The following is a 21,930-nucleotide window of genomic DNA, read 5'->3' on the forward strand; positions in this document are numbered from 1 at the left end:
AAATATGTTTCGTAATGTAGCAGAATTGGTAGAGATAGCAACAACTAGAAATTTACCGATTTCCGAAATTATGATTGAACAAGAAATGCAAGTAACTGGAAAAACAAGAGAAGTAATTATCGCCCAGATGGAAACGAATCTGCAGGTAATGGAGCAAGCGGTTGAAAGAGGGTTAAACGGAGTTGTATCCCATTCAGGATTAACTGGTGGCGACGCTGTGTTACTTCAAAATTATATTAAAAAAGGACAATTTCTTTCTGGAGAAATTATCTTAGATGCAGTAAGTAAAGCAGTTGCAACAAATGAAGTAAATGCTGCTATGGGGATGATTTGCGCAACTCCAACAGCGGGATCAGCAGGGGTTGTACCTGGTACGCTATTTGCTGTACAAAATAAGCTGAATCCTACAAGAGAGCAAATGATTGCATTCCTATTCACTTCTGGAGCATTTGGATTTGTGGTAGCGAATAATGCATCTATCTCTGGTGCAGCAGGTGGATGTCAAGCAGAAGTAGGATCCGCTGCTGGAATGGCTGCAGCTGCGATTGTAGAAATGGCGGGGGGAACACCAGAACAATCCGCACATGCTATGGCAATCACATTAAAGAATATGCTAGGACTTGTATGTGATCCTGTTGCGGGGCTAGTCGAAGTTCCATGTGTGAAGCGAAACGCAATGGGAGCAGCAAATGCGATGATTGCAGCAGATATGGCGCTTGCAGGGATTAAAAGCCGCATCCCTTGTGATGAAGTTATTGATAGCATGTATCGTATCGGTCAGGCAATGCCGACAGCACTTAAAGAAACAGCACGGGGAGGGTTGGCAGCAACACCGACTGGTCGTAGACTGGAAGCTGAAATCTTTGGTAGTGCCGCTGCCGCTAATAAGTGAATGAATCCTTACAAGTATCTGTTGATAATATAAAAGGCGTTGGAACCGAAACGAAAAAACAATTAGAAGAAATGAATATATACACAATAAATGATTTGCTAGAATATTTTCCTTATCGCTATGAGGATTATCGTCTGAAAAACCTCGAAGAAATAAAGCATGAAGAAAAAGTGACGGTAGAAGGGAAGGTTCATAGCGAACCATCCCTTATTTTTCATGGAAGAAAGAAATCTCGTTTAACGATAAAATTATTGGTAGAACAATATTTAATTACAGTCGTATTTTTTAATCAGCCATATCTTAAAAGTAAATTAGCTGTCCAAGAATTGATTACTGTAACCGGAAAATGGGATCAGCATCGTCAAACAATAACAGCAAATCACTTGCAAATTGGCAGTAACCAAAAGGGACATTTATTTGAACCAGTTTATGCGGTTAAGGGGAATATGACCGTCAAAAATCTACGGAAATATATTTCGTCTGCATTAAGTCAATATGCACACTTAATTGAAGAGAATTTTCCTGCTTCCATGCTAACGAAATATCGACTTCTTCCAAGGCAGGAAGCATTGCAAATTATCCATTTTCCTGAAAAAAGAGAAGACCTTACCCAAGCAAGAAGAAGGTTTGTATATGAGGAATTTCTCTTATTCCAACTAAAGATGAGTGCACTAAGAAAATACGAAAGAGAACATTCAGGTGGTAAAAGCCAGCGTTATTCTCTTGGGAAATTAACAACATTCATAGAAGGGCTACCTTTTCCGTTAACGAATGCTCAAAAAAGAGTGGTAAATGAAATTTTAACGGATATGAAAGCAGATGTTCGAATGAATCGCTTGCTACAAGGGGATGTTGGATCTGGAAAAACAATTGTAGCGGCAATAGTCCTATATGCTTCCATTCTTTCGGGGCATCAAGGTGCATTAATGGCACCGACGGAAATTCTCGCAGAGCAGCATGCGGATTCCTTGCATAGTATCTTTACCGAATTTGGGGTAACTTGTGGCTTGTTAACAAGCTCTGTTAAGGGAAAAAAACGAAAAGAATTACTAGCCCAGTTAAAAGAAGGAAAGATAGATATTTTAATAGGCACACATGCGTTGATTCAAGATGACGTTGAATTCCAATCATTAGGGTTAGTAATCACAGACGAACAACATCGCTTTGGAGTAGAGCAAAGAAGAGTACTTCGAGAAAAAGGGGAAAACCCCGATGTTCTGTTTATGACAGCAACCCCAATTCCAAGAACACTTGCTATTACGGTCTTTGGAGAGATGGATGTCAGTATTATTGATGAAATGCCAGCAGGGCGCAAAAACATTGAAACCTATTGGGTAAAGCATGATATGTTAACAAGAATCCTGCAGTTTATGGAAAAAGAACTCCATCAAGGAAGACAAGCCTATGTTATTTGTCCGTTAATTGAGGAATCGGAAAAGCTAGATGTCCAAAATGCTATTGATGTCCATGCGATGCTGTCCACCTTTTTCCAAGGAAGATACAATGTTGGATTGATGCACGGGAAGCTCCATGCAGATGAGAAGGATCAAATGATGAAGCAGTTCAGTCAAAATGACATTCAAGTCCTTGTAAGTACAACGGTTGTTGAAGTTGGTGTAAACGTACCGAATGCGACATTTATGCTCGTATACGATGCAGAGCGATTCGGATTATCCCAATTACATCAGCTTAGAGGAAGAGTTGGTCGAGGGGATGCTCAGTCGTATTGCGTGTTAATCGCAGATCCGAAAACAGATGTAGGAAAAGAAAGAATGAAAATCATGACGGAAACAAGCGACGGCTTCGTCCTAAGTGAAAAAGACTTAGAATTAAGAGGGCCAGGAGACTTCTTCGGAAAAAAACAAAGTGGCCTGCCTGAATTCAAAATGGGCGATATGGTCCACGATTACCGCATATTAGAAACTGCTCGAAATGATGCAACTATTTTAATCGAATCAACAGCATTCTGGCAAAACGATGACTACAAAGCACTAAGAGATACACTTAAAGAAACAGGTGTCTTAAACGGTGAAAAACTAGATTAACAGAACAATATTTCCCAGTAAATAACAAACGGTTTTGTTGAAATATTTTAACGAATTCTGTTATTTATGAAATGGAAAATTCAACTTACATTGAGTTGATTGGAACGGATATATTTTCCTTCTACGGGAAATGCGAGAAAGTCCGAGTCTCTGCAAAGGCGGCTCGGTGCTCGCCCTGCGGAAATCAATGGGTATCACTCCGTATAGTATTTCTAAAATCTTCACCAGCCGTTTGCAAAAACTTCGGCTTGCATTCCAACTACATAAATTATATACTACTATTAGTACCTAGTCTTAATAGTGCGGTGGTGTTAATAGATGAAAAGAAATAAACGAGATCGGCAGCAGCTTTTAGTGGAGACAATTAAAGAAACTCCTTTTATTACAGACGAGGAATTGGCGGAAAAATTCTCTGTTAGTGTACAGACAATAAGACTAGATAGGTTAGAATTATCCATTCCAGAGCTTCGAGAGCGAATAAAAAATGTCGCCAAACAATCACTTGAAGACGAAGTGAAAGCATTGCCTATTGAAGAAGTAATTGGCGAAATAATCGATATGGAATTAGATAATTCAGCTATATCTATCTTTGAAGTACAACAAGAGCATGTCTTTAAAAGAAATGGCATAGCAAGGGGACATCATCTCTTTGCACAGGCTAATTCTCTTGCGGTAGCCCTCATAAATGATGAACTTGCACTTACTGCTAAGGCGAATATTCATTTCACAAGATCGGTAAAATTAGGTGAACGAATTATTGCAAAAGCAAAAGTAAGTCATATAGATAGTATAACGGGAAGAACAACGGTAGAGGTTAATAGTTACGTGAACACGGAGCTAGTCTTTAAAGGCGAATTTGATATGTACCGTGCCAAAAAATAAAGGAGCAATCGTTATGATGAAAATTGCAATCGATGCGATGGGCGGAGACAATGCCCCAAAAGAAATAGTAATTGGTGCTCAAAAAGCAATAGAAGCTTTTTCAGATTTAGAAATACTCCTAGTGGGAGATGAAAATAAGATTCAAGCTTTTCTTACGAATAAAGAACGAATCGAAATTTTACATACAGAAGAGCAAATTTTAGCAACAGATGAGCCAGTAAGAGCAGTACGTAGAAAAAAAACAGCTAGTATGGTTCTTGGTGCAACAGAAGTGAAAGAAAATAGAGCAGATGCCTTTATCTCAGCAGGGAATACAGGTGCTTTAATGGCAACTGGATTATTTGTAGTTGGAAGAATGGAAGGAATAGACCGTCCAGCATTAGCTCCAACTTTACCGACAATTGGTGGAGAAGGCTTTCTTTTACTAGATGTCGGTGCAAATGTAGACGCCAAACCAGAAAACTTAGTTCAATACGCAATGATGGGAAGTATTTATTCTGAGAAGGTTAGAGGAATTGCTAAACCAAGAGTTGGCTTATTGAATATTGGGACAGAAGAGAAAAAGGGGACGGAATTAACGAAAAAAACCTTTGAACTTCTTCAAAACACAAATATCCATTTCATCGGAAATATAGAAGCACGTGATTTGCTTGATGGAGTATGTGATGTTGCTGTTACAGACGGATTTACTGGTAATATGATTTTAAAAACGGTTGAAGGTACAGCAATGTCGATGTTTAAAATGATTAAGACAGAGCTAATGAGTAGCTTTACTTCAAAAATGGCTGCTGCTGTTTTAAAGCCGAATTTAAAACAAATCAAAAATAAGTTGGATTACTCAGAGTATGGGGGAGCAGCTTTATTTGGCTTAAATGCCCCAGTTATTAAGGCACATGGTTCATCTGATAGTCAGGCGATCTTTAGCGCAATTAGGCAAACAAGAGAGTTTGTGCAATCAGGTGTTGTAACTCAGATTAAGGATGCAATGGAGCATCAGGCAGAATAAACGTTAATGAAACTGCAGGACGCAGAACTCGAATGGAAAGAAGGAGAGTAGAAACGAATGGCTAAAATTGCTTTTGTTTTTCCAGGACAAGGCTCACAAGTAGTAGGAATGGGAAAGGATTTATTTGAACAATTTGAACCGGCAGCGAATGTGTTTAAAGTAGCTGATCAAAAATTGGATGTTTCCTTATCGAAATTAATTTTTGAAGGACCAAAGGAAGAGCTAACGCTTACACATAATACACAGCCAGCATTACTCACAACAAGTATGGCAATTTATGAGCACTTTAAACAAAATAATATAGAAGCTGATTTTGTAGCTGGCCATAGCCTTGGCGAATATTCTGCGTTAGTAGCAGCAGGTGTACTATCTTTTGAAGATGCTGTGTATGCGGTTCGTAAGCGTGGGGAATATATGCAAGAGGCCGTTCCAGCTGGGGAAGGAGCGATGGCAGCTGTTCTTGGTTTAGACAGAGAATTATTGACTGCTGTGACAAGAGAAGTCACGGATGCGGGTGATTCTGTGCAGCTAGCTAATCTTAATTGTCCAGGACAAATTGTTATCTCAGGTACAACAAAGGGTGTAGAATTAGCTGGGGAAAAAGCGAAGGAAGCAGGAGCTAAGCGTGCTATCCCACTTGAAGTAAGCGGTCCTTTCCATTCTGCTCTTATGAAACCAGCTGCAAAGAAATTTGCTACTGTATTGGATGGCTTGGAAATAGCAGATGCAAAAATCCCTGTCATTGCCAATGTAACAGCAACGCCGATTCAGGCAAAAGAAGAAATTAAAACAAAGCTAGTCGAACAATTATATTCTTCTGTTCTATGGGAAGATTCCGTTCGCAAAATGCTTTACTTAGGGGTAGATACATTTATCGAGATTGGACCAGGGAAAGTCCTTTCTGGGTTAATTAAAAAAATTGATCGCAAAGTAAAAGTGTATGCTGTGAACGATATAGAAACAAGTAAAAAGGTTGCAGAAGAATTAAAGGGGGATATGTAAGTGAAATTAGCTGGTAAAGTGGCTGTTGTCACTGGAGCATCTCGTGGGATTGGGAAATCGATTGCGATTGAGTTAGCGAAGCAAGGTGCGGACGTTGTCGTTAACTATGCAGGTAGTGTAGATCGAGCGAATGAAGTAGTAAAGGAAATTGAATCTCTAGGTAGAAAAGCAATGAGTATTCAATGTGATGTTTCCGATAGTGAATCTGTAAATGCGATGATGAAAGAGGCTTTAGAAGCATTTGGCAGCATTGATATTTTGGTAAATAACGCTGGAATCACAAGAGATAATTTACTAATGCGTATGAAAGATTCCGAATGGGATGACGTTATTAATACGAATCTAAAAGGTGTTTTCCTTTGCACGAAAGCTGTCACAAGACCAATGATGAAGCAAAGAAAAGGAAGAATTATTAACATTACTTCCATTGTTGGTGTGACAGGAAACCCAGGACAAGCCAATTATGTTGCTGCAAAAGCAGGTGTCATTGGTTTTACAAAAACGACTGCAAAAGAGCTTGCACAGCGTAATATTACTGTAAATGCAATCGCGCCTGGATTTATCACAACAGATATGACGGATAAACTAACAGACGAAGTGAAAAATAGTATGCTTACGCAAATTCCTCTAGGACAATTCGGAAGCCCAGAAGACATTGCGAATGCAGTAGTCTTTTTAGCTTCTGATGAAAGCAGTTATATTACTGGTCAAACATTGCACATTGATGGTGGAATGTATATGTAATGTTTCCTCAAAGAAAGGGAACTAGTGGAAATAGTAGGAGAATAAAGATTAGATAAAGTTCTCATTTATTATTTCTTTAAAATACTCTATAATGCATTTGAGGGGAGGTGAAATAAATGGCAGATGTATTAGAGCGTGTAACAAAAATCGTTGTAGATCGTCTTGGTGTGGAAGAATCAGAGGTTACTCTAGAAGCTTCTTTCAAAGATGATTTAGGCGCTGATTCTCTTGACGTAGTTGAACTTGTTATGGAATTAGAAGATGAGTTCGATATGGAAATTTCTGACGACGATGCTGAAAAGATTTCTACAGTAGGTGATGCTGTGAACTACATAAGTAATCGCTAGTCAATGTTTAAAAGCTCCGCTAACCCCGGGGCTTTTAATTTTGTATAGTAGCGGTTATTTAAACGAAAACTACAACTGCAGGGAAAAGTTATCGCAAACTTGATGATAATAGTCCTAAGATTAGATGACAATTTCCGTTTGTTTGATGTATACTAATAACTAAATGCCTATAGTCTATAGGTAGAGTTAAGGTAGACAGAACAGACAAATTGCATGCTGTTCAAAAGTAGTTAAATAAGCGCAAAGGCGCGCGAAAAATGGATAGAAATAGTTTTTCTTATGTGAAGTGGGGTTAGCCCCCTAGTGGTAGCCCGATTTCTGTATTAGAAAAGGCTTGGAGAGAAAAAACTTTCCAAGTTTCTTTGCGTTTTTTATCTTTTTTACTTAAACTTGAAATGAATTGTAAACTTAGTGCTAAGGTGGAGGCAAAATGCGAGGCAATCGAAAAGACAAAAGAACCGTTCGACCAAATGAAAAAAAAATGAAGGAACTACAAGATAAAATAGGGATTCATTTTACTGACGAAAAACTATTGAAGCAGGCTTTTACCCATTCATCATATGTGAATGAGCATCGAAGAAAACCACATGAAGACAATGAAAGATTAGAATTTCTTGGTGATGCCGTTTTAGAATTAACGGTTTCTAAATTTCTCTTTAAGAAATTTCCAATGATGAGTGAAGGAGAACTAACCAAATTGCGAGCTGCAATTGTTTGTGAACCATCATTGGTTTCATTTGCTAATGAGCTTTCCTTTGGCAATTATGTGCTATTAGGAAAAGGAGAGGAAATGACTGGGGGAAGAACGAGACCAGCGCTACTTGCTGATGTGTTTGAAGCGTTTATCGGTGCCCTATATTTAGATCAAGGATTAGATTCGGTGGTAGCATTTTTAGAAGAAGTTATTTTTCCGAAAATAAATAACGGTGCTTTTTCTCATGTGATGGATTTTAAAAGCCAACTACAAGAATATGTTCAAAGAGATGCTGTTGGAACAATTGAGTATAAAATACTTCTTGAAAAAGGACCAGCTCATAATCGAGAATTTATTTCACAAGTCTTTTTAAATAATAGAGAGCTTGGAACAGGTATGGGACGTTCGAAAAAAGAAGCAGAGCAGCAAGCAGCTCAGAAATCATTATTAATGTTAAAGGCGGACAGTGATAAATAAGGGATTTAACATGACACAGATAGGAATAATGCAACTAGAGAAACGAGGAAGAATCGGGGTGAGGGTATGTTCTTAAAACGGTTAGATATTATCGGATTTAAGTCATTTGCGGATCGAATTTCTGTCGATTTTGTGCCAGGTGTAACGGCAGTGGTTGGCCCCAACGGAAGTGGGAAAAGTAATATTACAGATGCAATTCGCTGGGTACTTGGCGAACAGTCAGCTAAATCATTGCGTGGAAGCAAGATGGAGGATGTTATTTTTTCAGGGAGTGACTCCAGAAAAGCAGTCAACTTTGCGGAAGTAACATTAACGTTAGAGAATGAGGATCATTTTCTGCCGTTGGATTACCATGAAGTGAGTGTAACCAGACGAGTGTATCGTTCAGGAGAAAGTGACTTTTTAATCAATAAACAGTCTTGTCGCTTGAAGGATATTGTTGATCTATTTATGGATTCTGGACTGGGACGAGAGGCTTTTTCAATCATTAGCCAGGGGAAAGTCGAGGAAATTTTAAATAGTAAGGCAGAGGATCGTAGGTCTATATTTGAAGAAGCGGCAGGGGTATTAAAATACAAGACCCGTAAGAAAAAGGCAGAAGGAAAGCTTGTCGAAACACAAGACAATCTTAATCGTGTAAATGACATCTTACATGAATTAGAAAGTCAGGTTGAGCCATTAAAGATTCAAAGCTCCATGGCAAAGGAATATTTGCATCATCGAGAAAATCTTGAATCGATTGAAGTAGCTCTAATGGTTCATGATATCGAGGAAGCTCATGAGCGGTTTGAAGCAATCTCGAAACAGCTAGAGGCCAATAAACAAGAAGAGTTAAAGCTATCTTCCATGCTGCAAAGTAAAGAAGCAAAGATGGAAGAAGTGAAAAATGAGGTAGCAGCTTTAGATGAATCAATTGATGATCTACAGCAGGTTCTTCTTTTAGTGAGTGAAGAACTAGAGAAGCTAGAAGGTAGAAAAGAAGTATTAAAAGAAAGAAAAAAGAATGCTACCCAAAACCGCGATCAGCTTGAAAAAAGTAAAGTGGAATTACAGGAAAGAGTAGCAGCGCTAGTTTCGCAAAAAGAAACACAACAAAAGCTTGTACACCAATTGCAAGCTGAATCAAAAGAGATTGAAGATACATTAAAGGTTAACGAGAAAAATCTAGCTCTATTTAATGAGAATTTAGAAGAAAAAATTGAAATGTTAAAAAGTGATTATATTGATATAGTTAGTAACCAAGCGGCATCTAAAAACGAACTGAATTCTGTTATTCATCAATTGTCGAATCAGGAAAAAAGAACATCTCAGCTTGATGAGGAAAATGTTAATTTTACGAATGAGCGAGTACGAATTCAGGAAAAGAAGACAGGGATTACAGTTAAGCTAAAAGAGCTTTCTGACGAACTAGAGAAATGGTCGACAGCTTGGAAAGAAAAACAAAGCCATTTTGCAGGAATAGAAGCAAAGGTTCAGCAGATTGAAAAATCTCTTTATCAATCCTACCAGTTTGCTCAACAGGCAAAATCGAGAAAAGAAATGCTCGAAGAACTGGAAGAGGACTATTCTGGATTTTTCCAAGGGGTTAAAGAGGTTCTTAAAGCAAGAGGCAAGTCTTTACATGGTATTAGAGGAGCAGTTGCTGAATTGATGCATGTTCCAAAGGAATATAGTGTTAGCTTAGAAATTGCTTTAGGTGGATCGATGCAGCATATTGTTGTGGAAACAGAGCAGAATGGTCGTGAAGCCATTGCGTTTTTAAAGAAAAATGGCTTTGGACGAGCTACTTTTTTACCGATGAATGTTATTAAAGGGAAAACGCTTGCCGATTCGCAATTGCGATTAATTCAAGGGCATCCTGCCTTTGTTGGCATTGCAGCAGATTTAATTAGTTATGACAGTCAATATAGTGAAATCATGCGCAGTTTACTTGGAAATGTCATTATTACCAAGGACTTAAAGGGTGCCAATGAAATGGCGAAAATCGTTCAGTATCGCTCCCGTTTTGTTACGTTAGATGGGGAGATTGTGAACCCAGGTGGTTCCATGACTGGTGGAGCAATTAAGCAAAAGCAAGCTTCTATCATCACTAGAAAAGGTGAATTAGAAGAGCTGAAGAAAAAGATTTTTGAAATGGACAAAACGTCCCTTAAGCTTGAGGAACAGTTGAAAAAAGGAAAAGCGGCATTACAAGCAGAAGAATCATCGATGGAAGAAGCGCGATTAAAAGTCGAGGATCTTCGTTTTCAAATTCAAACGTGGAAAGACGATTTAAAAGAGGTTGAATTTGAAGAAAGAGCGATGAATGATAAATTGTCGCTATATGACCGTAATAAGGCTGATTCTCATCAAGAACAAGAGCTACTGTTAAAGCGACGAATTGATTTGCAAAAAGAACTGGATCTGCAGAATAAAAAGCTTACAGAATTGGATAAGGAGATTGCCTTATTAACAGAGCAAAAGAATAAACAAACCGTTTCTAAGGAATCGGTAGTGAACACAATTAGCGATCTACGGATTCAGTCTGCGGCAAAGAAGGAGCAGCTTAGACATGAAAAGGATAAGCTTGCGACAATTCTGCATGAACACGAAACAACAGCAGAAAAATGGAAGCTTGTCAGTGAAGATCTTCGCTTGCTTTCTTCAGAAATGAGTAATTCTCATTCTGGAGAGGCGACGCTAGAAGAAGCAGCGGATCATAAACAGCATGAAAAGCAAGAAACTATCCAGCTTATCTCTTTACGTCGAGAGGAAAGATTGCAAAAACAAATGCAATTGGAAGAGCTGGAGCTTGAAACGAAGGAGCAACGCAGACTTCACAGAGGAATTGTTCAGTCTCTAAAGGATGAAGAAGTAAAATTGAATCGTGTTGACGTAGAGCTAGATACACGATTAACTAATTTGCGAGAGGAATACTTACTAACGTATGAAGGAGCAAAGCTAGAATATCCTTTAACGCTAGAAGTAGAAGAGGCTCGTAAAAAGGTAAAGCTGATTAAATTAGCAATGGAAGAGCTAGGGACAGTCAATCTTGGTGCCATTGAGGAATATGAGCGAATTTCTGAAAGATATGAGTTCCTCTTAGAGCAAAAAATGGATTTAGAAGAAGCAAAAGATACACTTTATCAAGTAATTGATGAAATGGACGAAGAAATGAAGAATCGCTTTGAACAAACCTTTGAAGGGATAAAAGCTCATTTTGAAACCGTCTTTCAAAGCTTATTTGGTGGAGGAAGCGCAGATTTAGTTTTAACAAATCCGGAAGATCTCTTAAATACAGGAGTAGAGATTGTTGCCCAACCTCCAGGGAAAAAGCTGCAGAATTTAAGTCTGTTATCTGGTGGAGAAAGAGCGTTAACAGCTATCGCCTTATTATTCTCCATTCTAAAAGTAAGACCAGTTCCTTTCTGTATCTTGGACGAGGTCGAAGCAGCATTAGATGAAGCAAATGTATTCCGATTCAGCTCCTACTTAAAACGATACAGCCATGAAACACAGTTTATTGTTATTACCCATCGTAAAGGAACGATGGAAGAAGCAGATGTTCTTTATGGGGTAACAATGCAAGAATCCGGCGTATCCAAGCTCGTTTCCGTCCGTTTAAGTGAAACGAATGAGTTAGTAGCAAATGCATAATCCTTTTTGGCTAGCTGCTAAATGTAGTTAATAGTTTATAAGTTCCAAGGCTAATTGCTCTGGCAGTTAAGCCTAGTAATTAGCCTTGGGAGATTTAATGCTCACCATTAATAGAAATGAAACTTACATAACCAGTATTTTTAACTGAACGCTGTTTCTAAAAGATTGTTGCTTTTTTTATAGGAAAAATAAATTAAGTAAAATATGGAGAAGCCTGAATACACGAAAGACTCTTTTGGGAGCTGAGAGAAAGTCCGAGACCCCGCAGGAATGAGTAGACTTGGCGCTCGCCCTATGGAAAACGAAGTGTATTTAAGGCTGCGGGGCATAGCAATAAACTTTAAAAAAAACCTAAAGGAAAGAAGGGATAAATAATGAGTTTTTTTAAAAAGTTAAAAGAAAAAATGTCTCAGCAGACGAGTACGGTAACCGAGAAGTTTAAAGAAGGATTATCAAAAACAAGAAATAATTTTTCAGACAAGGTCAATGATCTCGTTTCTCGTTATCGTAAAGTCGACGAAGATTTCTTTGAAGAGCTGGAAGAAATTCTTATAGGTGCAGATGTTGGCTTTGAAACAGTTATGGAGCTAATTGATGAGCTGAAAAATGAAGTAAAAAGAAAAAACATCCAAGATCCAAAAGAAGTCCAAGATGTTATTTCAGAGAAGCTAGTTGCTATTTATCAGAACGGGGAAGAGGAATCTTCTACGATTAATATGCAAGCAGACGGCTTAACCGTCATTCTTTTTGTAGGAGTAAATGGAGTAGGGAAAACTACGACAATTGGTAAGCTTGCTCACAAGTATAAAGAAGAAGGCAAAAAGGTATTACTTGCTGCTGGCGATACTTTCCGCGCTGGAGCTATTGAACAATTAGAAGTATGGGGAGAGCGTGTTGGAGTAGATGTCATTAAACATTCAGAAGGCTCTGACCCAGCAGCGGTTATGTTCGATGCAGTACAGGCTGCGAAATCTCGTGATGCAGATATTCTTCTTTGCGATACGGCGGGAAGACTGCAGAACAAAGTGAATTTAATGAAGGAATTAGAAAAAGTTAAACGAGTTATCGAACGAGAAGTTCCTGGAGCTCCTCACGAAGTTCTGCTTGTATTAGATGCAACAACTGGACAAAATGCATTAGTACAGGCAAAGACGTTTAAAGAAACGACAAATGTAAGTGGAATTGTTTTAACGAAGTTAGATGGTACAGCAAAGGGTGGAATTGTACTAGCAATCCGTAATGAACTACATATTCCGGTGAAATTTGTTGGTTTAGGAGAAAAAATGGACGATCTACAGAGCTTCGATCCAGAGAGATATGTATATGGCTTGTTTTCTACATTGGTAGAGGAAAGCGAAGAGTAAAAGAGAATATGGAAGTGGCTGGGACATAAGTGTTTTAGCCATAGACAAACCCGAACAACCATACGAGATTTTCTATATGGAGATGTTCGGGTTTTTAATTTTATTCAATAAAGGCTACTTTTCCATCCTGAATATTTATGATTTTACATATAGTCAAATATAAAAACTAATTCGTTTCCATCGCTTTGTTAAATCGGTAGGCTGTTTTTTAAAAGATTGTTGCTTTCTCAATAGAAAAAATCAATTAATGAGGAAATCTGAGCAGCCTGAATACACATAGACTCCCTCCGGAAAAGTTGATATACCAACGTTTGTAGTTGATTATTTGTGAAATAAAAAATTTTTTTTAAACTTATTTCAGACTTATCACAGGTGGTTTTGCCCATTATTTTAAATAACTGGAAAATAAGAGGACGCTACGCTAGAGTCAATAGGAATTAATTAACAAATGTACATTATTCGATGCACTTTGGTCTCTACTATTCTTATGAGAACGTACCCTCCCATGTCTCTTAGCGTCGCGCGCTTACATTCCTTCGTTTGGTCTCATCATAAGGTAGAGGCTGGCATTCTGCTCCTGTATGGACTCTAAGTCGTATGTCTTTTTATAAGCCAGCTATTGTGTCATCTTGTGAATAACTGTTTAATTAAGCTCTACCTTGGATAAGTTTGGGTTGGAGTACGGAAAGATCCTTTCTCATCCGTTCTCCATCAAATAAAACTTTATGGTGACTTAACCCATGAAAAACTTTCAATAGTTTACTACAGAGTATAACAAGTGCCTCTTTTTTCTTTAGTGGATTATTTGTCCTAGTAATATAATATTGATATAAATCGTGAAAGACCTTATTGTTTCGGATTAAAGGTAGTACTGCCCGATAGAGAAGAGATCGTAGCTTTCTTCTTCCTCGCTTTGAAAGACTTTTTCGACCAATATACTCTCCAGAAGAATTATCTCGTAATGTTAATCCCGCTAATTTTATGAGCTGGCGTGGATGTTGATAGTTCTGGAGAGATCCTACTTCTGACAGTAAATCAATCACTGTCTCTTCCCCAATACCTGGAACCGATAAGAGATAGTGGAATTCTGCTAGGTTTTCCACCATTTCTTTTAACTCTTGATTCACTATTTCTAACTGATTTGTATATAGTTCATATTTTTGTATCAACATAACAATTTCCATTCGTGCCATTTCAACGCCTTCTTTTAAGCCGATGGATTGTTCTGCAGCCTTTATTAACTTGGCTATTTTGGGTCTTGCTGGATAGGCAAGATGTTCTTTATCTCGGTAGAAAGTGATCAACTCTTCTACTTCCCGTCCTACTAAGTCTACTGGTAAAGGCGTCTGTTTTAACACCGCACAGGCATTCTTTCCTAACTCTTTAAAAGCAGTATGAAATTCAGGGAAATACCGGTCTGTCCATCGAATGATCTGGTTTTTTACTTTCGCTATTTCTTTCTTCACACTCCCCCGAATAGAAGATCCTTGTCTAAGTTCTGCTTCTATTCCTTCCAGCTTGCGAATGTGACTAAAATAGCCGTTTGTGATTAATTTGGCAATAACTCTCGCATCTTTCTTATCATTCTTAGTTTGGAGATTGTCATCCAATTCCTTCGATCGTTTTACATGTAAGGGATTGACAATGACGTAACGAATGCCTTTGGAGGCAAGAAATGCAGCGAGATTCATCCAATAATGACCAGTAGGTTCAAAACCAATCAAAAGATCCTTTTTTTGATGTTTTTTCAACAATTGATGTAAGTGAATATAAAATTGTTGAAAGCCTTGATTAGACTGTTGGACGGAGAATGATTTACTTAATTCCCGTCCTCTATCATCCACTGCACAAGCATAATGAGTTCTTTTGGCTATATCAATGCCCAAGATAAGAGTAGAATTAGTGACTTGATTTATTCGTTGATTACGATTATTATTCATAGTAGATTCTCCTTGATGCGTATTGATTGGCGTTGATACATGCATCATATCGGAGGATCTTTTTTTATGCAAGCCCCTAAAACTAACCTCACAGGAATGCTCCTGTGGGATTAGCGAGACAGCCTGAGACCCTGCAGGCCAAGGGCCGAAGCGGCTCAGCGCGAGCCCCACGGAAAGCGGAGTGTATTCAGGCTGCGGCTCATAGCAACAAACTTTACGAAAACAGCCAATCGGTAAGACCAACTTTAGTGAAACAGCCTACCAATTAAATGAGAGATTGTGTGTTTTTATAGATGGGCATTATACTTATGTACTAGCTTTGTTAATTATTGTTAAATATTTGCAAAGGCGTAATAAAAATAAGAATAAGTAGAATAATAAAAAGTAGCATATAACTTTATTTTTCGGAGGGAAAACGTTTGATTATTCAAAGCGTTGTTTTACTTGTTCTTATTGGAGGAATTGCCTTAATGATAAAAGGGCATCTTGTAGAGCATCATGCCTATGTTCAACTTGGAGACTCCTTACCAACTAAAAAAATGGAGGAAGCAGAGTGGGAAAATCTGCTTACTTTAGAAGAAGAAAATCTATTTCTAAGTAGTTTATCAGGCATGCGCATGAAAATAATCGGCGCGCTTTTAATAGCGATTCCGGCTAGTATTCTAATTTTATTTCATATTCATTAGTTTTTGGTTTGGCTGATAAGAGGGCGAGATTGGCTGATAAAATAAATTTTTTGGCTGATAAGAGAGCGAGATTGGCTGATAAAATAAATTTTTGGCTGATAAGAGATCCAGATTGGCTGATAAAATAAATTTTTTGGCTGATAAGAGAGCAAAATTGGCTGATATAATGGCTAGAAGATATATAAATTAGATTTTTGTTTGATTATAAAGGATGCTTTTGCTAGCAATTCGTCCGAAGTAACCAAAATCAATAACGAATATACACTAAAACTCCTGTTAACTTTCACAAACAGGAGTTTTTTATTCGAAAATACTAACAAATAGTTCCTGGCATATAAAACCTTTCGACCATTCCCTTCGTCTAATAACAAAAAGAAGAAAAATTTTACAAAAACAGATGTATAAAAAGTGTATTATGTTGTAAAATTACATTATAAAATTTTTCTAATTTAGTGTAGGGAGGAAACGATTGCCAATCGTCTATTAATTAGAAAGAAAAAATAAAAAATGGGGGAAACATAGTTTGCGAAAAGTCAAAAAAGTCTTAATTATATGTTTTATTTTATTTTTTGCCACTACTTTTATTGTGAAAGAAGCAAATGCAGCAGCTTCAGCCGGGATAAAAATTACGACAGAAGCTGGCTTGGATGGAAAGATAATAGACGGAAAAGGGTTTACACTTAAGGTTACGATTGACAATAACGAAAAGGATTTCAAAGGTGATTTACTTATTCCTTATTCGCCAAGCTATGATATAGGCGGACAAACATTAGTGCCTGTCGATATACCGGCAAATAGCAAGAAAACTTATACAGTAACTATCCCAGGAATTTCTTCTGATTCTAACTATTCTAGCAATAAGATGAAATTATATCGAGGAAGTTGGCAGGAAGACGAGGAAGTAAATTTCACTGGAATAAAAGAAGTGAGACTGACCTTAATTTCTGATCAGACTTTAGGAATTCTTACAGATCGATATGACAAATTTAAAGATTTACGAAAGCTTCCAAGTAATTCAATATATACAACGGAACTTCTTAAAGAAGAAATACCTGATCAAGCATTGGCACTTGAAACGTTAAGCTTTTTACTTGTGGATCAGTTCTCCCTTACAGAATTAACAGACACGCAGCAGCAGGCGATTAAGAAATGGATTGAAAATGGAGGAATCTTAATTACCGGAGCAACCACAAATGGAAAGCAAGCATACGGCAGTTTAGAAGCACTTATGCCATTGGAACTTGGAAAGGAAGAAGAGATTCCATTGTCCGGAATCGATACAAAAACGAAAGAACAAGAAAAGATATCGGCATTTCGAGCTTCTCTAACAGATGGGTCTGATGCTATAACGATACATAATGAACATCCCCTAGTAGCGAAAAAAAACCTTGGGGAAGGGAAAATTATTCAAACCGCTTTTTCACTTAGTGATCCTGCATTACTTAATTGGCAAGGTTTTAATAGTTGGATGGAAAACCTATTGCGAACAGAGAATACACAGCTAACCGTCAATTATCAATACAGCGGGAATCCTTTAAGTAGTCTATACTATCAATTTGTCGAATCAAATGAGTATTTTAAAAGTTCTACGATTACAACTGGTCTGTTACTAATAATATTGGTAGGTTATTTAGTCGTTATTGTGCCAATTTTGTTCTTTGTATTAAAAAAATACGATAAAAGAGAACATGCTTGGTGGATCATTCCGAGTCTTTCGATCCTTTTATCACTAGGAATGTTTATTACTGGGGCAAAAGATAAAATAAAAAACCCTCAATTAAATGAAATGGGTATCTATCAATATAGCAACAATTATTTATCGGGCTACCAAGCAACAACCCTTTTATCCAATAAATCTGGTGATTTTGCTTTAACGTATGATAAAGATACGTATACACCTTTTCCTTATTTAGGATATGGAGAGCTCCGAGTCAAAACTATTACAAATGAAAAAGTGAAAAATAATGAAATCATTTTTCCAGAGGTAGAATATTGGTCTAACCGTACGATGTATGGAAAATCCACTATGCCAATAGAAGGTGGATTCAGCCATGATTTTGATGTAACAGAAAAAGATATTTCAGGAACGATAACGAATCAATATCCATTTGACTTTGCAAAAGTATTTATATGGTCTGGTAAAGAAAAAATAGAGCTAGGTTCCATTGCAGCTGGCGAAACGAAGAAGGTTCAAGTCACACGTAAGAATAAATATTTTTCCAGTCCAAATGGAAATGGCTATGGTTATTCTATGTACGATTATAAAGGCAATGATTTAAGGGAGTTCAGGGAATCAGTGGCTGAAAGTATGGTGCTAAGCACGGATTACTTTAAAGACTTATCTACTGGGAATCCAATGTTAATTGCGATTACAAATGAAGATATCGTTAATGTTGGGGTTGCTAGTGGAAAGGTAACGAAAAATAGTACCAATTTAATTATGGAGCCAATTATTTTAGCCAATCATTTTTCTGGAGAGTTTACGATTAATGATAGGAATATGGAACAAAAATTAACCATTCTCGACGGGGAAATTTATAGTGAGAGCTACCAAAATAATGATATTTCATTAGAGGATGGCGAATATTTATATACGCTTGAAATTCCGAAGTCATATGATGTTAAATCACTAATCTTTGATTCATTAACTGTACAGCCAAAGGGGAATGCTGGTGTAAAATATAGTATTTATAACAAGGAAACGGATGCTTATGAAGAAATAAAGAGTCTTTTTAAAGTGGATAAAGAAAAAATATCTAATTATATAGATGGAAATCGAAAAATCAATATGAAGGTAGATAAAGCAACGAATGGAGATCCGTATATTCAGCTGCCATCCGTTAAAATCAAAGGAGAGATAAAAGAATGATAGAGATAAAAGGCCTTTCCAAGAAGTATGGAAAGTTTACAGCACTAGAGCCGTTAGATCTTCAGATTGATAAAGGCTGTGTGTTTGGTTTTGTTGGTCAAAATGGAGCAGGTAAATCTACGACATTTTCCATTCTTGCTACTTTATTAGCGCCTACCTCTGGCACAGCAACTATTAATGGAGCGGATATTATTAAGCAGCCAAAAGAGGTAAGAAAGCAGTTAGGGTATATGCCTGATTTCTTTGGTGTTTATGATCAACTAAAAGCAGAAGAATATTTAGATTTCTATGGTGCTAGCTACGGGATCCCCGCAAGGCAAAGAGAAAAATTAATCCCCCAGCTATTAGAGCTAGTAAATCTCTCTCATAAGCGAAAAGACTATGTGGATCTTTTGTCGAGAGGAATGAAACAAAGACTTTGCCTTGCTAGAAGTTTAATCCATGATCCATCCGTTCTTATTCTTGATGAACCTGCATCTGGATTGGATCCTCGCGCTAGAATTGAAATGCGTGAGATTTTAAAAGAATTAAAGAGTATGGGGAAAACGATCCTTATTTCTTCACATATTTTGCCAGAGCTAGCTGAAATGTGTGATGTCATTGGAATTTTGGATCAAGGGAAACTGGTTGCCCAAGGAACAGTATCCGCCATTCAACAGCAATTACAAAGTGAAAAAATCATTAGTGTAAAAACATTTGAAGTTCCTAAAACAGTTGCATTTTTAGAAGAAAACCCACGTATTACAAAATTGGAAGTGTTAGAAGATGCAAAGACGATTCAATTTCTATTTAAAGGGGCAGATGAGGAGCAGGTAGCGCTATTAAAAACAGCGATTCTTAAGGATATTCCGATTATTAGTTTGTCAGAAATGGAAAGTAATTTAGAAGATGTATTTATGGAAATTACAAAGGAGGTTGAATTCTCTTGAAAACTTATTTCATAAACCCTGTTTTAAATAAAGAGTTAAAATTACGCTTTCGCTCAGGAAAAACGTTTCTTGGAATTCTTTTTTATCTCCTTGCACTTTCCTTACTGATGGTTGCTTTTATGTATGTACTAAGGACAACAAGTCCCATCGGTTTTTTTAAACCGCAGGAAAGTCGTATGATGTTCATGTTTTTGGCTTTCTTTCAACTAGGCTTGGTTCTATTTATTACCCCAGGTCTTACTGGCGGAGTGATAAGTAGTGAGCGGGAAAGGCAAACATTAAGCATTTTGTTAACAACAACACAAAGTAGTTTCACCATCATTATTGGAAAATTACTTTCCTCCATTGCTTATTTAGTCTTGTTGATACTAGCAAGCTTGCCGATATATAGCTTTGTATTTTTATATGGTGGAATCTCACCGATACAGCTAGTGCAAGTGTTTTTCTTTAGCTTATTTACCATGCTTGTTATTGGTAGCTTTGGTGTTTTATTTTCAACGCTGATTCGCAAAACGATTGTCAGCATGGTTACAACCTATAGTGTAACGTTATTTATTATTGGTGGAACGGTAGTTATATCGCTCATTCTTTTTCAAATGGCAGATATCTATTCTAGTCCAGTACCTAAAGAAGTACCTTCCGTCTATTTTAGTGCCATGTTTAACCCTGGCATTGTGTTAGCAGATATATTTGAACCAACTGTATCTGAACAAATAAAGGAGTTAACTGGTATCAAATTCCCAATATGGGCGGCTCATATCATTAGTTATTGCTTCGTTATTGCCTTGTCACTAACAATCAGTGTTCGGAAATTACGGGCAAATATGAAAAAGGGAAGTAGATAAAGGCATGGAAAACCTTAAACAATATAAGGAATTAGTGAAGCCGGTAAGACAGTCCCTGGCGAGAGAATTGATTGCAAAAGAGTTATGTTTATTTCTTGCGATTGTAGGAGGGGTTTTCCTCCTACTCTCTGTTATTGCCTATTTTTTTGTCCTTCCGTTTCTGTCTTCCATTCTTCTGATAGCTTCAAGTATTTGTGTTTTCTTTCTCCTGTTTCGATTATGGAGAAAATGGCCAACAGAAAAACAGGCAGTAAAACTATATAATCAGTTTGTTTCCGATGATTATGCACTGGCGGCCTATTCCTATTTACAGAGTGAGGGTGCGGTTGAACAGCTAGTAGTAAAACAGGCCATATCAGAAATGGAACGGAAACAACTAGCTGTATTAAAGCGAAAGAAAAGGTATATCTATTCAACATTTATTTTTTCAGGTGTTGCCTGTCTCGCGATGTGTGTACTGTTGCAGCTTTTCCCATCGGTTAATATGGAAGCTGCGAAGAAAAAGGAAAACGAGATAAAAACGATCGCTAAAGCAGAAAAAGAATTAGAAAAAGCGATAAAAAAAGAAACAGATAAACAAGTGAAAAAAGAACTTAAACAGGTGCAAAAGGAATTAGAGAAGAAGGAAACAGTAGAAAAAAACTTTGCAGAATTGGAAAAACAAACGAAAGAGCTACAGCTGAAAAAAAGGAAGCTCCAAGAGAAAAGCGGCGAACGTCAAAAAGCAGAAGCAACGCTAGATGAAGCTGGTTTAAAGTCTCTTTCTAAAGCCATTTCAGAGAAGGATCAAGAATTAGTTAAAAAGGAATTACAAAAAGCAAACGAACAATATGAACAGTTAACAGATAAGCAAAAAGAGGCCCTCAATCAACTGACTGGTGGAAATAAGCAGTTAACAGATGAACAGTTACAGCAGCTATTAGAGCAGATGGATGAATTATTAAATAATGAAGAGCTTCTACAACAATTAGAATCTGTACAGACCGAACTAGCTCAAATAGAAAATCTACTGAAAAATGAAAGTCTTGCAAATGGAATAACGGTACCTAATTCAAGTACAGTAGCGAATGGATCGAGTAATAATGGTGCGAATTCTCCTGGAAATGCAAATGGTCAACAAGATCAAAATGACAATGACGGATCAACTAGTGGAAATGCTGGTTCTAGCTCAGGGGATGGTGCGGGGAATGGTTCTGGCAGTGGAAATGGCTCTGGATCAGGATCAGGCAGTGGATCTGGAAGCGGCTCAGGCTCCGGTAATGGTGGGGGATCTGGAAATGGCTCAGGAGCTGGGTTCGGTAGCGGAAGCAGAGAGCTATTAACAGTTCCGGAAAAAGTGGATGGAAAAGAAAATACGGAAGTGGATTCAGGTAAACTCGGGGATGGAAAGCAAGGTCAAATCTCAGAAGGAGAAGGGCCAATTCTAAAAGGGAATGTTCGTCCATATGAACAAGTATTTTCAGAATATGAAGCCTCTTACCGAGAAAGCACAGCGAGATATAAATTACCAAATGACTTAGAAAATATAGTAAAGAATTATTTTACCGATATCAAACCAAATGAAAAGTAGGG

Annotated in this window: 16 protein-coding genes; 15 read left to right on the plus strand and 1 reads right to left on the minus strand. The window is 37.5% G+C overall.

Annotated elements, in window-relative coordinates; all coding sequences use genetic code 11:
- Positions 1–4: 4 nt before the first annotated feature.
- The 10 genes from sdaAA to ftsY all read left to right on the plus strand — a co-directional run bounded on the left by sdaAA (position 5) and on the right by ftsY (position 13,089).
- Positions 5–892, plus strand: coding sequence for an L-serine ammonia-lyase, iron-sulfur-dependent, subunit alpha (sdaAA, locus tag NYE52_RS08675; RefSeq protein ID WP_341192707.1), 888 nt, complete (start codon positions 5–7; stop codon positions 890–892).
- On the plus strand, positions 889–2,937 hold the full coding sequence (gene recG / locus NYE52_RS08680) for an ATP-dependent DNA helicase RecG (RefSeq protein ID WP_341192708.1): 2,049 nt from the start codon (positions 889–891) through the stop codon (positions 2,935–2,937). Before sdaAA ends, recG begins: the two co-directional genes overlap by 4 nt.
- A gap of 318 nt (positions 2,938–3,255) precedes the next feature.
- Entirely contained in the window at positions 3,256–3,819 is a 564-nt protein-coding gene (fapR, locus tag NYE52_RS08685) for a transcription factor FapR (protein ID WP_341192709.1), read from the plus strand.
- A gap of 16 nt (positions 3,820–3,835) precedes the next feature.
- Positions 3,836–4,825 (plus strand): phosphate acyltransferase PlsX, encoded by a 990-nt coding sequence (gene plsX / locus NYE52_RS08690; protein ID WP_341195141.1) that lies wholly within the window; start codon positions 3,836–3,838, stop codon positions 4,823–4,825.
- A 57-nt stretch (positions 4,826–4,882) separates the two neighbouring features.
- Positions 4,883–5,827: an ACP S-malonyltransferase gene (gene fabD / locus NYE52_RS08695; protein ID WP_341192710.1), complete on the plus strand. Its 945-nt coding sequence runs from the start codon at positions 4,883–4,885 to the stop codon at positions 5,825–5,827.
- Positions 5,828–6,571: a 3-oxoacyl-[acyl-carrier-protein] reductase gene (gene fabG / locus NYE52_RS08700; RefSeq protein WP_341192711.1), complete on the plus strand. Its 744-nt coding sequence runs from the start codon at positions 5,828–5,830 to the stop codon at positions 6,569–6,571. It begins immediately after the preceding gene.
- A gap of 116 nt (positions 6,572–6,687) precedes the next feature.
- Positions 6,688–6,918, plus strand: coding sequence for an acyl carrier protein (locus NYE52_RS08705; RefSeq protein ID WP_016201082.1), 231 nt, complete (start codon positions 6,688–6,690; stop codon positions 6,916–6,918).
- Between the two features lie 430 nt (positions 6,919–7,348).
- Positions 7,349–8,089: a ribonuclease III gene (gene rnc, locus NYE52_RS08710; protein ID WP_341192712.1), complete on the plus strand. Its 741-nt coding sequence runs from the start codon at positions 7,349–7,351 to the stop codon at positions 8,087–8,089.
- Between the two features lie 66 nt (positions 8,090–8,155).
- Positions 8,156–11,725: a chromosome segregation protein SMC gene (gene smc / locus NYE52_RS08715; protein WP_341192713.1), complete on the plus strand. Its 3,570-nt coding sequence runs from the start codon at positions 8,156–8,158 to the stop codon at positions 11,723–11,725.
- Between the two features lie 374 nt (positions 11,726–12,099).
- The gene (gene ftsY / locus NYE52_RS08720) at positions 12,100–13,089 is read left to right on the plus strand and encodes a signal recognition particle-docking protein FtsY (protein WP_341192714.1); all 990 of its coding nucleotides are present in this window, start codon (positions 12,100–12,102) and stop codon (positions 13,087–13,089) included.
- Positions 13,090–13,736: 647 nt separating this feature from the next.
- On the opposite strand, the gene NYE52_RS08725 is transcribed toward ftsY, so the two are convergent.
- Entirely contained in the window at positions 13,737–15,029 is a 1,293-nt protein-coding gene (locus NYE52_RS08725) for an IS110 family transposase (protein WP_341192715.1), read from the minus strand.
- A gap of 419 nt (positions 15,030–15,448) precedes the next feature.
- Here NYE52_RS08725 and NYE52_RS08730 point away from each other — a divergent pair, with 419 nt between their 5' ends.
- The 5 genes from NYE52_RS08730 (at position 15,449) to NYE52_RS08750 (ending at position 21,928) form a co-directional block, all read left to right on the plus strand.
- A complete protein-coding gene (locus NYE52_RS08730) occupies positions 15,449–15,715 on the plus strand; it encodes a hypothetical protein (RefSeq protein ID WP_341192716.1) in 267 nt (88 codons plus the stop codon).
- 523 nt (positions 15,716–16,238) lie between these two features.
- The gene (locus tag NYE52_RS08735) at positions 16,239–18,584 is read left to right on the plus strand and encodes a DUF7408 domain-containing protein (protein ID WP_341192717.1); all 2,346 of its coding nucleotides are present in this window, start codon (positions 16,239–16,241) and stop codon (positions 18,582–18,584) included.
- The gene (locus tag NYE52_RS08740; RefSeq protein WP_341192718.1) at positions 18,581–19,513 is read left to right on the plus strand and encodes an ABC transporter ATP-binding protein; all 933 of its coding nucleotides are present in this window, start codon (positions 18,581–18,583) and stop codon (positions 19,511–19,513) included. Before NYE52_RS08735 ends, NYE52_RS08740 begins: the two co-directional genes overlap by 4 nt.
- Positions 19,510–20,358 (plus strand): ABC transporter permease, encoded by an 849-nt coding sequence (locus tag NYE52_RS08745; protein WP_341192719.1) that lies wholly within the window; start codon positions 19,510–19,512, stop codon positions 20,356–20,358. Before NYE52_RS08740 ends, NYE52_RS08745 begins: the two co-directional genes overlap by 4 nt.
- Positions 20,359–20,362: 4 nt before the next feature.
- Positions 20,363–21,928: a hypothetical protein gene (locus NYE52_RS08750; protein ID WP_341192720.1), complete on the plus strand. Its 1,566-nt coding sequence runs from the start codon at positions 20,363–20,365 to the stop codon at positions 21,926–21,928.
- Positions 21,929–21,930 lie beyond the last annotated feature (2 nt).

The organism is Niallia sp. FSL W8-0635 (assembly GCF_038007965.1).
Lineage (GTDB): Bacteria > Bacillota > Bacilli > Bacillales > Cytobacillaceae > Niallia.